15 protein-coding genes are annotated in these 13,598 nt (G+C 76.3%); 5 read left to right on the forward strand and 10 right to left on the reverse strand.

The genetic code is table 11. The features are described 5' to 3' along the window. Positions 1-7: 7 nt before the first annotated feature. The 5 genes from FHN55_RS01855 to hemL all read right to left on the reverse strand — a co-directional run bounded on the left by FHN55_RS01855 (position 8) and on the right by hemL (position 4,578). Positions 8-760, reverse strand: coding sequence for a cytochrome c biogenesis CcdA family protein (locus tag FHN55_RS01855; protein WP_218974254.1), 753 nt, complete (start codon positions 758-760; stop codon positions 8-10). Further along, positions 757-1,386 carry a TlpA disulfide reductase family protein gene (locus tag FHN55_RS01860; RefSeq protein ID WP_139710184.1) on the reverse strand — a complete coding sequence of 210 codons (630 nt, stop codon included), beginning with the start codon at positions 1,384-1,386 and terminating at the stop codon, positions 757-759. The genes FHN55_RS01855 and FHN55_RS01860 overlap by 4 nt, the downstream gene beginning before the upstream one ends. Beyond that, positions 1,383-2,030, reverse strand: a complete 648-nt coding sequence (locus tag FHN55_RS01865; RefSeq protein ID WP_139710186.1) for a histidine phosphatase family protein — start codon at positions 2,028-2,030, stop codon at positions 1,383-1,385. The genes FHN55_RS01860 and FHN55_RS01865 overlap by 4 nt, the downstream gene beginning before the upstream one ends. An 89-nt stretch (positions 2,031-2,119) precedes the next feature. Further along, positions 2,120-3,034, reverse strand: a complete 915-nt coding sequence (locus FHN55_RS01870) for a transglutaminase family protein (protein ID WP_257570631.1) — start codon at positions 3,032-3,034, stop codon at positions 2,120-2,122. Positions 3,035-3,210: 176 nt separating this feature from the next. Next, positions 3,211-4,578: a glutamate-1-semialdehyde 2,1-aminomutase gene (hemL, locus tag FHN55_RS01875; protein WP_139710191.1), complete on the reverse strand. Its 1,368-nt coding sequence runs from the start codon at positions 4,576-4,578 to the stop codon at positions 3,211-3,213. Positions 4,579-4,632: 54 nt separating this feature from the next. Between hemL and FHN55_RS01880 the strand changes: the two genes are divergently transcribed. Further along, positions 4,633-5,379 (forward strand): hypothetical protein, encoded by a 747-nt coding sequence (locus FHN55_RS01880; protein WP_139710193.1) that lies wholly within the window; start codon positions 4,633-4,635, stop codon positions 5,377-5,379. 60 nt (positions 5,380-5,439) lie between these two features. After that, positions 5,440-6,579 carry a VIT1/CCC1 transporter family protein gene (locus FHN55_RS01885; RefSeq protein WP_218974255.1) on the forward strand — a complete coding sequence of 380 codons (1,140 nt, stop codon included), beginning with the start codon at positions 5,440-5,442 and terminating at the stop codon, positions 6,577-6,579. A 60-nt stretch (positions 6,580-6,639) separates the two neighbouring features. On the opposite strand, the gene FHN55_RS01890 is transcribed toward FHN55_RS01885, so the two are convergent. Further along, on the reverse strand, positions 6,640-7,128 hold the full coding sequence (locus FHN55_RS01890) for a MarR family winged helix-turn-helix transcriptional regulator (protein ID WP_139710198.1): 489 nt from the start codon (positions 7,126-7,128) through the stop codon (positions 6,640-6,642). A gap of 126 nt (positions 7,129-7,254) precedes the next feature. Here FHN55_RS01890 and FHN55_RS01895 point away from each other — a divergent pair, with 126 nt between their 5' ends. After that, the gene (locus FHN55_RS01895; protein ID WP_139710200.1) at positions 7,255-7,806 is read left to right on the forward strand and encodes a YceI family protein; all 552 of its coding nucleotides are present in this window, start codon (positions 7,255-7,257) and stop codon (positions 7,804-7,806) included. A 108-nt stretch (positions 7,807-7,914) separates the two neighbouring features. Here the strand turns inward: FHN55_RS01895 and FHN55_RS01900 are convergent, their stop codons facing one another. After that, positions 7,915-8,415 (reverse strand): nitroreductase/quinone reductase family protein, encoded by a 501-nt coding sequence (locus FHN55_RS01900; protein ID WP_139710202.1) that lies wholly within the window; start codon positions 8,413-8,415, stop codon positions 7,915-7,917. 87 nt (positions 8,416-8,502) lie between these two features. Between FHN55_RS01900 and FHN55_RS01905 the strand changes: the two genes are divergently transcribed. Next, entirely contained in the window at positions 8,503-9,189 is a 687-nt protein-coding gene (locus tag FHN55_RS01905; protein WP_139710204.1) for a TetR/AcrR family transcriptional regulator, read from the forward strand. Positions 9,190-9,352: 163 nt separating this feature from the next. Next, positions 9,353-10,189, forward strand: a complete 837-nt coding sequence (locus FHN55_RS24045; RefSeq protein ID WP_139710206.1) for a D-alanyl-D-alanine carboxypeptidase family protein — start codon at positions 9,353-9,355, stop codon at positions 10,187-10,189. 66 nt (positions 10,190-10,255) lie between these two features. Here FHN55_RS24045 and FHN55_RS01915 read toward each other — a convergent pair whose 3' ends face one another. The 3 genes from FHN55_RS01915 to FHN55_RS01925 form a co-directional block, all read right to left on the reverse strand. Further along, a complete protein-coding gene (locus FHN55_RS01915) occupies positions 10,256-10,729 on the reverse strand; it encodes an Hsp20/alpha crystallin family protein (protein WP_139710354.1) in 474 nt (157 codons plus the stop codon). A 151-nt stretch (positions 10,730-10,880) separates the two neighbouring features. After that, positions 10,881-11,861 carry a porphobilinogen synthase gene (hemB, locus tag FHN55_RS01920; RefSeq protein ID WP_139710208.1) on the reverse strand — a complete coding sequence of 327 codons (981 nt, stop codon included), beginning with the start codon at positions 11,859-11,861 and terminating at the stop codon, positions 10,881-10,883. A 10-nt stretch (positions 11,862-11,871) separates the two neighbouring features. Beyond that, positions 11,872-13,488, reverse strand: coding sequence for a uroporphyrinogen-III synthase (locus tag FHN55_RS01925; RefSeq protein ID WP_139710356.1), 1,617 nt, complete (start codon positions 13,486-13,488; stop codon positions 11,872-11,874). Between the last annotated feature and the right edge of the window lie 110 nt (positions 13,489-13,598).

The raw sequence follows: 13,598 nt of genomic DNA on the forward strand, positions 1-13,598 counted from the left end.
CCCTCCATCAGACGACGGTCTCCCAGCCGGCGATGCTGCCCTGCAGCGCGCCGATCCACTGGCCCCACAGGCCGGTGACCAGCAGCACCCCGACCACGACGAGGGCCGCCCCGCCGGTGCGCGCGATGACGAGCCGGCGGCGCCGCAGCCAGTCGAGCGCGCGGGCCGAGCGGCCCAGGCCGAGCGCGACGAGCACGAACGGCAGCCCGAGCCCCAAGCAGTAGGCGATCGTCAGCAGCACCCCGCGCGAGGCGGTGCCGGAGTTCGTGGCCAGGGTCAGCACGACGGCGAGCGTCGGGCCGATGCACGGCGTCCAGCCCAGCCCGAAGGTCGCACCGAGCAGCGGTGCGCCGACGAGGCCCGCGGCGGGCCGCCAGCGGACCTTCGCCTCGCCGCGCAGGCCGGGCACCAGCCCGAGGAAGGCCAGGCCCATGAGCACGACGACCACGCCCATCCACCGGGTCAGCTCCAGCTGGTTCCCCACGAGGAAGGCACCCAGCGCCCCGAAGGCCGCTCCGGCGGCCACGAAGACCGCAGAGAACCCGAGCACGAACAGCACCGCGCCGAGCAGCAGCCGACCGCGGCGCTGGCGCTCGAGGTCGACGCCGGTCAGGCCCGTCACGTACCCCAGGTAGCCGGGCACCAGCGGCAGCACGCACGGCGAGGCGAAGCTCACCAGCCCGGCGACCGCGGCGACGAGAGCGGCGAGCAGCAGCGGGCCGCCCCCGGCGACGCCCTGGAACAGCTCGGCCAGGCTCACGCGCTGGTCCCCGCACTCGTGGTGCCACCGCTGTCGGCGCGGCCGCTCTTCACGTCCTCGATGACGCCGCGCAGCACGCTCTCCTCGACCCTGCCCACGACGCACGCGGCCGGACGGCCCTCGACGTCGAGGACGACGGTGGAGGGCACGGCGGTCGGCGGGATCGTCCCGCGCAGCGCGAGCAGACCCTGCCCCGACCCCTTGTCGAGGATGCTCGGGTAGGGGATCTCGAACTGCTTCTCGAAGGTCTGCGCCTGGGCCTGCCCGTCGCGGGTGTTGAGGCCCAGGAAGCGCACGTCGGGGTTGTCGTCCGCCACGGCGGCGAGGTGGGGAGCCTCGACCCGGCACGGCGCGCAGGCGGCGTACCAGACGTTGATCACCACGACCTGGCCCCGCCAGGCGGCGACGTCAGCGGTGTCGCCCTCCGTCGTGGTCCCGGACAGGACCACCGGCTGGCCCCGCTCCACCACCGGCAGGATGGTCAGGTCGCCGTTGCCGGAGACGTAGCCCTGCTGGTTGCCCGTGTCCGAGACGGTGTTCCCCAGACCGTCGCACGCCGCGAGCGCGGCGGCGGCCGGCACGGCGAACGCCCCGGCCAGCAGCGTCCGCCGCGAGACGCCGCTCACGCCGCACCCGCCGTGTCGACGGCGCCCGGCAGCAGCGAGGCGGCGGGCTCGCGGTAGTCCACCCCCACCAGCGCCGTGCCGTCGAAGCGCAGGGTGGTGAGGCTGGCCAGGGTGCACTCGCGCTTGCGGGGGTCGTGCCAGAGGCGGCGGCCCTCGGCGCGGCGGCGGGCGGAGTAGATGGGCAGCTGGTGGGACACGAGCACGCATCCGTGACCGGCGTTGCGGGCAGCCGCCTCGCGGGCCACGGCGAGCACGCGCTCGGCCTGCTCGGCGTACGGCTCGCCCCAGGAGGGGCGCAGCGGGTTGCGGAGCACCCACCAGTGGCGCGGCCGGGTCAGGGCGCCGTCCCCGACGCCGAAGGTGAGGCCCTCGAAGTGGTTGGCTGCCTCGATGAGCCGATCGTCGGTGCCGACGGGCAGGCCGAAGGCCTCGCCGATCGGCGCGGCCGTCTCCTGGGCGCGCTGCAGCGGGGAGGCGACGACCTCGACGACGTCGGCCTGCTCGTCCGCGAGGGTCTTCGCGACGAGGGCGGCCATGGCCTGGCCCCGCTCGGAGAGGCGGTAGCCCGGGAGCCGGCCGTAGAGCACGCGCTGGGGGTTGTGGACCTCCCCGTGGCGCAGCAGGTGGACGGCGGTCAGGGCCATGCGAGAAGCATCCCATCCGCACCTGGGTGCCGGGGCACGCGCGCCCGGCACCTGCGCGCGACGTCACACGCCGCCCGCGGCGCGGGGCGTCAGGGCTGGATGCTGACGACGCCGAGGTCGCGCGTGGACGCCAGCGCGCCGCGCACGCCCTCGCCGCTGTAGCTGCCGGAGACGGGCGCGACGTCGGTGTAGTCGCGGCCCACGGCGATGGTCAGGTGCCCGGCTCCGGCGCGCTTGTCGTTGCACGGGTCGAAGGCCACGGCCACGGCACCCGGCTGTCCGTCGACCAGGCCGGGGACGACGACGTCCACCCAGGCGTGGGTGCCGCCCTGCCCGATGAGGTGCCCCGAGACGTACCGGGTGGGGATCCCCAGGTGGCGCATCACTGCGATCATGACGTGCGCGTAGTCCTGGCAGACGCCCACGCCGCCGGCGAGCGCCTGCGCGGCGGTGGTGCGCGTCGTCGTCGTCCCGAAGCGGTAGGTGAAGGCGGCGTGCACGGCGGAGCAGACGCGCTCGGCGGTCTCGAGGGGGTTCTCGGGGCGGCGCAGGGACTCGGCCAGCTCGACGACGGCGGCGTCCGGGGTGGTCAGCGCCGTGGGGGTGAGCAGGCGCGGGTCGCGCAGGGCGGTGCGGGGCACCGCGGCGTGGGCCTCGTGGGCGGCGGTGGGGACGACGCGCTCCAGCACGGCGGCCAGGCGGAACTCCACGTGGTCGGCCACGCGGTCGGCGCGGACGCGGGTGACGGTGTTGCCGAAGGCGTCCCGGCGGTCGGTGCGGCGCACGGCGCCGTCCTCGAGCCCCGTGACGGTCAGGCTGGCCAGGCGGCGGTGCACGTCGCCGTGGACGGCCGGCGGCAGCACCACCAGGCGCTGGCGCAGGTCGGTGACGGGCGCGTCGTAGGTGTACCGGAAGGTCTGCTCCAGGCGGTACGTGACCCGGGAAGCGGCGTCGAGCTCCGCCGTCTGCGCGATGAGCAGCGGGGCGGACAGCGCGTCGAGCATCACAGGAGGACCCCTTCAGCAGGGCCTCGCACCACGACCTTCGCCGCCATGCACGGAGCCTGCACGTCTCGCGTTTCCACGGTGTTGCGCCGGTGTGGCGCTGGTGTGGTGATCGGCGGACCAGGCCCGTTCCTTGAGCCGTCCGGGTGACCCGAGGGCCACCCGACGGCTCCTGCCTACCCGCGCTGGGCCGCTGCCGCAGCCCGAGCAGCGCCCGGCAGCGCCTCCAGGACGACGCCGACCGCGTCGTCGTCGTGGGAGGCCGAGACGAACCAGGACTCGTAGCAGGACGGCGGCAGGTGCACCCCGGCGTCGAGCATCGCGTGGAAGAACGCGGCGAAGGCACCCGCGTCCTGGGTGCGGGCGGTGTCGTAGTCGACCACGTCGACGTCGGTGAAGAAGACGCTGAACATGCTGCCCGCCACGCCCAGGGTGTGCGGGACGCCCTCGGCGGCCAGCGCCGCGGAGGCGGCGTCGCGGACGGTCGCGGCGACGGCGTCGACGCGCTCGTAGACCTCGGGCGTGCAGTGCTGCAGCGTGGCCAGGCCCGCGGCGGAGGCGACGGGGTTCCCCGACAGCGTGCCCGCCTGGTAGACGGGCCCGGCGGGTGCCAGGTGGGCCATGACGTCGGCGCGGCCGCCGAACGCCGCCACCGGGAAGCCGCCGCCCATCACCTTGCCGAAGGTGAACAGGTCCGGGGCGAGGGGCTGCTCCCCCGCGCCGTCGCCGAGGTCCACGCCCTGGCGGCCCTCCAGGCCGAACCAGCCGGCGCGCGAGAGGCGGAAGCCGGTCATGACCTCGTCGCTGATGAGCAGCGCACCGGCCCTGCGGGTCTCGCGCAGCAGCGCCGCCGTCCACCCCGGCGCGGGCGGCACCACGCCCATGTTGCCGGCGGCGGCCTCGGTGATGACGCACGCGATGCGGCTGCCGTGGGCGGCGAAGGCCTGCTCCAGGGCAGGGACGTCGTTGAAGGGCAGCACCAGGGTCTCGGCGGCGCTCTCCGGGGTCACGCCGGGGGTGTCCGGCAGGGCGAAGGTGGCCAGGCCGGACCCGGCGGAGGCGAGGAGGGCGTCGACGTGGCCGTGGTAGCAGCCGGCGAACTTCACCACCACGGGCCGGCCGGTGAAGCCGCGGGCGAGGCGGATGGCGCTCATCGTGGCCTCGGTGCCGGAGCTGACCAGGCGCACCTTCTCGAGCGGCTCGACGCGGGAGACCAGCTCCTCCGCGAGCAGCACCTCGCCCTCGCTGGGCGTGCCGAAGCTGAAGCCCTTCGCGGCGGCGGCCACCACGGCCTCGCGGACGGCGGGGTGGCCGTGGCCCAGGATCATCGGGCCCCAGGAGCCGATGAGGTCCACGCGGCGCACGCCGTCGGCGTCGGTGAGCCACGGGCCGCTCGCCGAGGCGGTGAAGCGCGGGGTGCCGCCCACCGCGCGGAAGGCGCGCACCGGGGAGTTGACGCCGCCGGGCAGCACCGCGCTCGCGCGCTCGAACAGGGCCTGCGACGCGGGGGCGGGCGTGGTGCCGGTCGGGGTGGTGGTGCTCACGCGACCATCCTCCCCGCGGCGGGCCGCGGGGACGAGCGGGCCTAGCGTGCGGGTGTGACCGACGGCGCGCTCGACGGGCTCGGCGGCCTGCTGCTGGCCGCCCTGGGCCTGGGGGTGGCGGGGCTCGACCCGACCGGTGCGCTGCTGGCCGCGGCCGCGCTCGCCGCGGGGGCCCGCCCCCGCGCGGTGCTGGTCTTCGGCGTCTCGGTGCTGGTGCTCACGGCCGCGCTGGGCGCGGTGCTCTCGCTGACCGCCGGCGCCTCGCTGAGCGGGGTCGACTGGGCCGGCTCGCTGCCGGGCGGGCCCGTCACCGCCGCGCTGGAGGCGCTGGCGGGCCTGCTGGCCCTGGCGTGGGCCGCGGCGCGGCTGCGCCGCCGGGGGGCCCCGGCGCGCGAGGAGGCGGCGGCGGAGGCGAGCCGGCGCGGCGGCGCGCGCCTGGCCAGCGGGGCCGGGATGGTCGGTGCCGCGGTGCTCTTCACGGGCGGGGCGGTGCTGGACCCCTCCTTCGTCGGCCTCGTGGTGCTGGCCGGGCGCGGGGAGCCCCTCGGCCAGGTGGTGGCGGCGCACACCACCTGGTCGGTGGTCAGCCAGGCGCCGCTGCTGCTGCTGCTCCTGGTGGCCGTGGCACGCGGGGGCCACGAGCGGGCGGCGGCGCTGTTCGCCCGCTGGTGGGCGCGGGTCCGCCCGCTGGTGCGGCACCTCGTCACCGCCGCGCTGGCGCTCCTCGGGGCCGGGCTGCTGGTGGACGCCGGCTGGTACGCCACCACGGGCGGCTTCCTCGTGCTCGATCCCGGTCCCTGACCGCTCCGGCACGGCGCCGCCTGCGCGCGCGGGGCGCCCGGCGCGACCATCATGAGCGCCGTGCCCGGCACCTCCGCCCCGACCTCGTCGCGCGACGTCCGGCGCTGGCGCCGCCTGCTCGCCGACGAGCAGTACGAGGCCACCGTCTACCGGCGGCTGGCGCAGCGCCGCGGCGGCGAGGAGCGCGAGGTGCTGCTCGCGCTGGCCGAGGCCGAGGGCCGCCACGCCGCGCACTGGGCGGCGCTCATCGAGCAGAGCACCGGGGCGCCTCCCCGGCCCGGTCGCCCGAGCACCGGGCTGCGCCTCCTGGCGCTGCTGGCCCAGCGGTTCGGGTCGGTGTTCGTGCTGGCGCTGGCCCAGCAGGCGGAGGGCCGGTCCAGCTACGGCAGCGAGCCGCACGCCACCGCCGCGATGGCGGCGGACGAGCAGGTGCACGGCGAGGTGGTGCGCGGCCTGGCGGCGCGCGGGCGGGCCCGGGTGTCGGGCACGTTCCGCGCCGCGGTCTTCGGCGCCAACGACGGGCTGGTCTCCAACCTCGCGCTGGTCCTGGGCGTGGCCGGTGCCGGCACCAGCACCCGGGTGGTCCTGCTGACGGGCGTCTCGGGGCTGCTCGCCGGCGCGCTGTCCATGGCCGCCGGCGAGTACGTCTCGGTGCGGTCCCAGCGCGAGCTCATCGCCGCCTCGGCCCCCGCGCCGCACTCGCCGCAGGTGGTGGGCGCGCTGGACGTCGACGCCAACGAGCTCGCCCTGGTGTACCGGGCCCGCGGCATGGCCGAGGCCGAGGCCGAGCAGCACGCGGCCGAGCAGCTCGCTGCGCTGCGGGGCGGCCGCACGGTCCAGGGGCGGGGCGCCGCGGCGCGACCGCTGTCGCCGTCGCCCGGCCTCGGCGTCCCGCAGGAGGACGACGACGGCGACGACGTGGTCGGGAGCGCCTGGGCCGCCGCGGGCTCGTCGTTCGCCTTCTTCGCCAGCGGCGCGCTCGTGCCCGTGCTGCCCTTCCTCGTGGGGCTGGAGGAGGGTGCTGCGCTGGTCACCGCGCTGGTGCTCGTGTCGCTGGCGCTGCTGACCACCGGCGCCGTGGTCGGCGTGCTGAGCGGCGGCCCGCTGCTGCCCCGGGGGCTGCGCCAGCTGGCCATCGGCCTGGGGGCCGCTGCGGTCACGTACCTGCTGGGGCTGCTCTTCGGGACCGCGGTCGGCTGACGGGCCGGGCCTGCGTCGCGCGCGGTCGGCGTCGCCGTCGTCAGCGGTGACCGCGGGCGGTCAGCGCAGGTGCTCGGCCAGCCGCCCGCAGATCCGGCCGAGCGCCTCGACGTCCTCGCGGGGGAGCTGGTCGAAGAGGTGCTGGCGGACACCGGTGACGTGCAGCGGAGCGGCGGCCTCGAGCGCGGCGAAGCCCGCGGGCGTCAGGACGGCGAGCACGCCGCGGCGGTCCTCGGGGCACGCGCGGCGCTCGACGAGCCCGCGGTCCTGCAGGCGGGAGATGGCGTGCGTGAGGCGGCTGCGGGAGTGCACGAGGTCGTCAGCGAGGTCCGACATGCGCAGCGAGCGGTCGGGTGACTCCGAGAGCCTCACCAGCAGCTCGTAGTCGGCGAGGGACAGGTCGTGCTCGGACTCGTCCAGCTCCTGGCTCAGCCGGCGGGCGAGCAGCTGGGTGGCCTCGAGGTAGGTCCGCCAGGTGCGCTGCTCGTCCGCGTCCAGCCAGCGGGTCTGCGCGGTGGTCTCAGCGGTGGTCTCAGCGGTGTCGGTCATGTCGGCCACCTCCGGGCGGGCTGACAGCGGGAACAAAGTTGAATGTTGAACCATTATGCGTCACAGTGGAGGTGCAGCGCACCCCCGCGGCGCCTGAACCGCACGTCGACCCACCTGGAGGACACCATGGCCACCACCCTGCCCGCCGGCCTCGTCGCTGGCACCTACACCGTGGACCCGTCGCACACCGAGGTCGGCTTCACCGCCCGCCACGCGATGGTCACCAAGGTCCGCGGCCGCTTCTCCGACGTCGCCGGCACCGTCCAGATCGCCGAGGACGCCTCCCTCATCTCGGTCGAGGCCACCGTGCAGGTCGCCAGCGTCGACACCCGCAGCGCCGACCGCGACGGCCACCTCAAGAGCGCCGACTTCTTCGACGTCGAGCAGTTCCCCACCATGACCTACCGCTCCACCTCGGTGCAGGTCTCCGGTGACGGCTTCCTCGTGGACGGCGACCTGACCCTCCACGGCGTGACCAAGCCCGTGCAGCTCGAGGTCACCGCCGAGGGCGTCGCCACCGACCCCTTCGGCAACTCCCGAGCCGGCTTCTCGGCCGAGACCGAGATCAACCGCAAGGACTTCGGCCTGACCTGGAACGCCGCGCTGGAGACCGGCGGCGTGCTCGTCAGCGAGAAGATCAAGATCACGCTGGACGTCTCGGCCATCAAGCAGGCCTGAGCCTCCGCACCCTCGAAGACCCCCACCCGGCGCGGCCGGGTGGGGGTCTTCTGCGTTCCCACCCGGCGCGCCTGCGACCCCCGCTCCCGGACCGCAGCGAAGGGGGGGTCAGGTGGCGGGCGTGATGACGAAGACGGGGTGCTTCGGAGCTGCAGCCAGGAGCTGCTCGTCGCTGGCGCCCGCGCCGACGCCGTCGAAGAAGGCACCCACCTCCCACGCCCACCGGCGCAGGTACTCGCGCAGGACGGGCAGCTTGTCGGCGTCAGGCAGCTCCACGGCGCGGAAGGGCTCGGTGCGGCGCCCCGCGCGCAGCTCCCCCTCGCCCGCGACGCGCAGGTTGCGCACCCACTGCGTGTGCCCCCGGGGCGCCACGAGGTAGCGCTCGCCCCCCAGCGACAGCGGGTTCACCGGCGTGGTCCGCCACTCACCGGAGCTGCGCCCCCGCACGGCGAGGACCCGCGAGCCCGCCACGGGCAGGCCCCAGCGCGTCAGGACGGCGACGCCGGGGTTGAGGACCCGGGCGGTGAACCGGCCGGGCGCGAGGTAGCGGGTCCCCGCGCCAGAACCGTGAGCACTGGACTTCTTCGAGAGCGCTGCTCTTGTCGACATGGCACGAGTGTGCACCCGCAGCCCTCCAGGAACAAGAGCAGTGCTCTCGGTTCCGAGCACCGATCTCGCGGGTGGCAGGATGCGCCCGTGACCGCCGTCCTGACCGCCCGCGAGCGCGCCCGCCGGGAGCTGACGGCCGAGATCCTCGGCGCCGCGCGCCGCCAGCTGGCCGAGGTCGGTGCCGCCGGGCTCTCGGTGCGCGCCGTCGCGCGGGAGCTGGGGATGGCGTCCTCAGCGGTCTACCGCTACTTCGCCACGCGGGACGAGCTGCTGACGGCCCTCATCGTGGAGGCCTACGACAGCTGCGGCGCCGCCGTCGAGGCGGCGTCCGCCGCCGGCGGGGACAGGACGCCGCGCGACCGCTTCACCGCCGGCTGCGCCGCGCTGCGGACCTGGGCGGTGGAGCACCCGCACGAGTTCGCCCTGGTCCACGGGTCGCCGGTACCGGGCTACCGGGGGGACGAGCGCACCACGGCGGCCGGCTCGCGCAGCCCCCTGGCGCTGCTGGCCGTCCTGGCGGGCGCCGACGCCGTGCGCGCGCGGCAACCGGGGCCGCCCCTGGGCGAGCAGGCCGCCCGGGTGCTCGCGGCGGCCGCCGGAGGGCCCGCGGCCCAGGCCTCGCCCGCCGTCGTGGTGGCCGGGGCCCGGGCGTGGACGGCGCTCCTGGGCCTGGTGAGCAGCGAGCTCTTCGGGCAGCTGGCGAACACCTTCGACCCCGCCGACGCCTTCTTCGCCGAGGCCGTGGCGTCGATGGCCGACGACCTGGGCCTGTGAGCCGGCGCCCGTGGTCCGTCCTGCGGCTGCTCGCCGACGCCCGCCGCGGCGGTCCGGCGGGTCCCCACCGCAGCGGCGCGCCGGGCCGCCGCCCTCGCCTAGGCTCGCCGGGACCGCCCCAGCACCGGGCAGTCGCCCTGCACGTCCCGGAGGGGGTCAGCTCGTGAGCCGGCACCGCGCGCCCTCGTCCGTGACGCGGCGCGGAGCACTCGTGGCGGGGGCCGCGTGGGTGGCGGGCGCCTTCGCAGCCTCCTCCGGCCTCGGCGGGCGCTGGGGCGCCACCGCGGCCCCGTCGGCGGCGCCGGCGGAGGCGCTGGCGGCTGCGCAGGTGCCCCCGACCCCCGCCGGCACCCCGTCGACGCCCCCCACCGCGAGCCCCACCACGGCCACCGCGACCGCGAGCGCCACCTTCGACAGGACCGCGCACTCCACCGGCGAGGCGTCCAGCCCGTGGGTGGTGGTGAACAAGCAGCACCCGATCGTCCCTGCGGACTACGAGCCCGCCCAGGTGGTGCGCGTGGCCGGTGAGCTGGTGAGCGCCGTCGCCGCCCCCGACCTGGAGGCCCTGCTCGCCCACAGCCGCGACGACGGCGTCGCCCTGACCCTGGTCAGCGGCTTCCGCACGCACGAGTACCAGGAGCAGGTGCACCGCCGCTCGGTCGCCCGCAACGGCCAGGCCGGCGCGGACCGGTACAGCGCGCGCGCCGGGTACAGCGAGCACCAGACGGGTCTGGCCGTCGACTTCTCCTCCGCCGACGGCAGCGCCACCCTGAGCCCTCGGTTCGGGGAGACCGACGAGGGGCTGTGGCTCGCCGAGCACGCCGGCGCCCACGGCTGGCTGCTCCGGTACACCGAGGCCGACCAGGCCGTCACGGGCTACAACCCGGAGCCGTGGCACTTCCGCTGGGTGGGCGTGGAGCTGGTGGCGGCCATGGCGGCGGCGGGCACGCCCACGCTGGAGCAGTTCTTCGGCGTGAGTGGCGGCCCCGACTACGCCTGACCGCGACGGGTCGGCGCAGCGGGGCCGCCCTCAGCAGCCCCGGGCCGGGAGAGGCCGGTCAGGCGGTCAGGACGCCGAGCCGACGGCGTCGCGCTGCTCGCTGGTGCTCTCCACGACCTCGTGGTGGTCGGAGCGGGAGCTGCGCGAGACCTCGATGCGCCGCGGCTGCGCCGAGGGCGCGACCGGCACCAGCAGGTGCAGCACGCCGTCGCGGTAGTCGGCGCTGACGCCCGCGGCGTCGAGGCCGTCCCCGATCTGGAGCTGCCGGACGAACGAGCCGTGCGGCCGCTCGGCGATGAGCACCTCGCGCGAGCCCGCCGCCCGGGTGGACCGCTCGGCGCGGACGGTGATGACGTTGCGCTCGGTGGTCACGTCCACGCTGCTCGGGTCGACACCGGGCAGGTCGAGCTCGACGTGGTAGCCGCTCTCGTCCTTCCAGACGTCCATCGGCATGCGCATCGGGGTGCGAGCGCCGCTGACCAGCTGCTGGGCCATGCGGTCGAGCTGGCGGAAGGGGTCGCCGAAGGGGTCGAACTGCATGACGGTCACGGGGATCCTCCTCACCGGATCACGGGATCACAGGACGCGGTCCGCCGTCGCGGTCCGCGGGCACCCTCTGCGGTGCCACCCCGGGGATACCCGAACCGACCACGCACCAAACCTGGGTTGAGCGTCCTCCGCTCAACCCAGGTCAGCCCCGGCGCAGCAGGTCTGCGACCTCCGTCGCCCAGTAGGTGAGCGTGGCCGTGGCCCCGGCGCGCTGGACCGACGTCAGCGACTCGAGGATCGCGCGCTGGCGGTCGATCATCCCGGCGGCCGCAGCGGCCTCGACCATCGCGTACTCCCCCGAGACCTGGTAGGCCCACACCGGGACGTCGACGGCGGCGGCCACGTCGCTGAGGACGTCGAGGTAGGGCAGCGCCGGCTTGACCATGACGACGTCGGCGCCCTCCGCGACGTCCAGGCGCACCTCGCGCAGCGCCTCACGGCGGTTGCCCGGGTCCATCTGGTAGGCCCGGCGGTCGCCCTGCAGGGTCGACTCGACTGCCTCGCGGAAGGGGCCGTAGAAGGCCGACGCGTACTTGGCGGCGTAGGCCAGCAGGACGACGTCGGAGCGGCCGACCGCGTCGAGCGCGGAGCGCACGACACCGGTCTGGCCGTCCATCATCCCGCTGAGCCCCAGCAGGGAGGCCCCCGCCTCGGCCTGCGCCAGCGCCATGGAGGCGTACCTCTCGAGCGTGGCGTCGTTGTCGACCCGGCCCGCGTCGTCGAGGACGCCGCAGTGGCCGTGGTCGGTGAACTCGTCGAGGCACAGGTCGGCCATGACGACGCAGTCGGAGCCGACCGCCTCGTCCAGCACCCGCAGGGCGGTGTTGAGCACGCCCTCGGGGTCGTCGGCGCCCGAGCCGCGCGCGTCGCGCACCGCCGGGACGCCGAAGACCATGATCCCGCCGACGCCGGCGGCGACCGCCTCCTGCGCGGCGTCGACCAGGGACGTCATCGTGTGCTGCACCACGCCCGGCATCGACTGCATGGGCGAGGGCTCGCGCAGCCCCTCCTTGACGAAGACCGGCAGCACCAGCCGCTGCGGCGCCAGGTGCTCCTGCGCGCTGAGCGACCGCAGCGCCGGGGTGGCGCGCAGGCGCCGCGGCCGCTCAGCGGGGAAGGGCATCAGCGGCCGATCACCGACGCCGGCGGGCGCCGGCGCGGCGCTCGCTCGGACGCAGCACGGGCTCACCGGCCTCCTCGGCCTGGGCGCGCAGCTGCGCGCCGTAGGCGGCGAGGGAGTCGACGAGCGATGCGGTGCTGGCGTGCTCGGCCTGGACGTCGACGCGCAGCCCCAGCTCGGTGGCCGTGGCGCAGGTCGCCGGGCCGATGCAGGCCACCACCGTGCTCGGGTGCGGCTTGCCGGCGATGCCGACGAGGTTGCGCACCGTCGACGACGACGTGAAGACGACGGCGTCGAAAGCACCCGTCTTGATGGCGTCGCGCACCGGCGCCGGCGGCGGGGCCGCCCGGACGGTCCGGTAGGCGGTGACGTCGTCCACCTGCCAGCCGATCTGCTGCAGGCCCTCGACGAGGGTGTCGGTGGCGATGTCGGCGCGGGGCAGGAACACCCTGTCGATGGGGTCGAGGACCTCGTCGTAGGGCGGCCACTCGGCCAGCAGGCCGGCGGCGGACTGCTCGCCCTCGGGCACCAGGTCGGGCTCGATGCCCCAGGCGCGCAGCTCGGCGGCGGTGACCCCGCCGACGGCCGCGACCTTCAGCCCGGAGAACGCGCGGGCGTCCAGGCCGTACTCGGCGAACTTGTCCTTGACGGCGCGGACGGCGTTGACGGAGGTGAACCCGACCCACTCGTAGCGGCCGGTGACCAGGCCGCGGACGGCCTTCTCCATCTGGTGGGGGCTGCGCGGCGGCTCCACGGCGATGGTCGGCACGACCTCGCTGACGGCGCCGACGGCGGCGAGCCGCTCGACGGTGGCCGACGACTGCGCCTGCGTGCGGGGCACGAGCACGCGCCAGCCGAACAGCGGACGCGACTCGAACCACGCCAGCTTGTCGCGCTTGGCGACCCCCGGGCCGAGGACGGCCACGAGCGGCTCGGGCAGGTGGTCGCCCTCCGCGGCCAGCACGTCGGGCAGGGTGGCGAGGGTCGCCGAGACCGAGCGCTGGGCGGTGGTGGTGCCCCCGGAGGTCACGACGACCTCGGCGGACCCGCTGCGCCCGGAGGCCAGCAGCGCCTTGGCCGCGCCCACGACCTCGTCCGCGGTGCCCGTCACGACGACGGTCCCGGGCACGCCCGTCACCGCGTCGACCGCGGCCTCGCCCTGCGCGGCGTCGAGCACGTGCACGTCGCTGGCGCGGGAGGTGGCGGTGGCGATGCCGGCGTACAGCGGCACCGCGGTGGCCACGGACACCCCCGGCACCACCTCGACGGCCACCCCGGCGCGGCGGACCGCCGCGAGCTCGTCGGCGAGCTGCGGGGAGCTGGCGGCGTCCCCGCTGAACAGGCGGACCACCGCGCGGCCGGAGCGGGCGGCGGACAGGGAGAGCTTGGCGCGCGCGGCGCCCGTCAGCGGTGCGCCGCCCTCGGGGGCCGCGGTCTCCAGCACCTCGACGCCGTCGCCGCAGTGGCGCGCGACGGCGGCCAGCGCGGCGCTCTCCGGCGCCCCGGTGGAGCCGGCGTCGGCACCGCGGTCGACGACGACGACGTCAGCGGCCGCGAGCAGCTCCGCCGCGCGCAGCGTGAGGAGCCCGGGGTCGCCGGGGCCGGCGCCGACGAAGGCGACGGCCGGCACGGGCGCCGGAGCGACCTGGCTGCTGGCACCGCCGGCCGACGACGCGGTCGAGGAGGTGGTGGGACCGCCGGCGGCACCCGCGGAGGTGCTGGGGGCGGTGGTGGCGCCGG

It is taken from the genome of Streptomyces sp. NP160, from assembly GCF_006335115.1.
In the GTDB taxonomy this organism is placed as follows: Bacteria; Actinomycetota; Actinomycetes; order Actinomycetales; family Quadrisphaeraceae; genus Quadrisphaera.

Coding starts and splice junctions, on each gene's coding strand:
- FHN55_RS01890 (WP_139710198.1), bottom strand. CDS start 7,128: ATGACCGACACCGCTGAGACCACCGCTGAGACCACCGCGCAGACCCGC.
- FHN55_RS01895 (WP_139710200.1), top strand. CDS start 7,255: ATGGCCACCACCCTGCCCGCCGGCCTCGTCGCTGGCACCTACACCGTG.
- FHN55_RS01870 (WP_257570631.1), bottom strand. CDS start 3,034: ATGCTCGACGCGCTGTCCGCCCCGCTGCTCATCGCGCAGACGGCGGAG.
- FHN55_RS01900 (WP_139710202.1), bottom strand. CDS start 8,415: ATGTCGACAAGAGCAGCGCTCTCGAAGAAGTCCAGTGCTCACGGTTCT.
- hemB (WP_139710208.1), bottom strand. CDS start 11,861: ATGCCCTTCCCCGCTGAGCGGCCGCGGCGCCTGCGCGCCACCCCGGCG.
- FHN55_RS01865 (WP_139710186.1), bottom strand. CDS start 2,030: ATGGCCCTGACCGCCGTCCACCTGCTGCGCCACGGGGAGGTCCACAAC.
- FHN55_RS01915 (WP_139710354.1), bottom strand. CDS start 10,729: ATGCAGTTCGACCCCTTCGGCGACCCCTTCCGCCAGCTCGACCGCATG.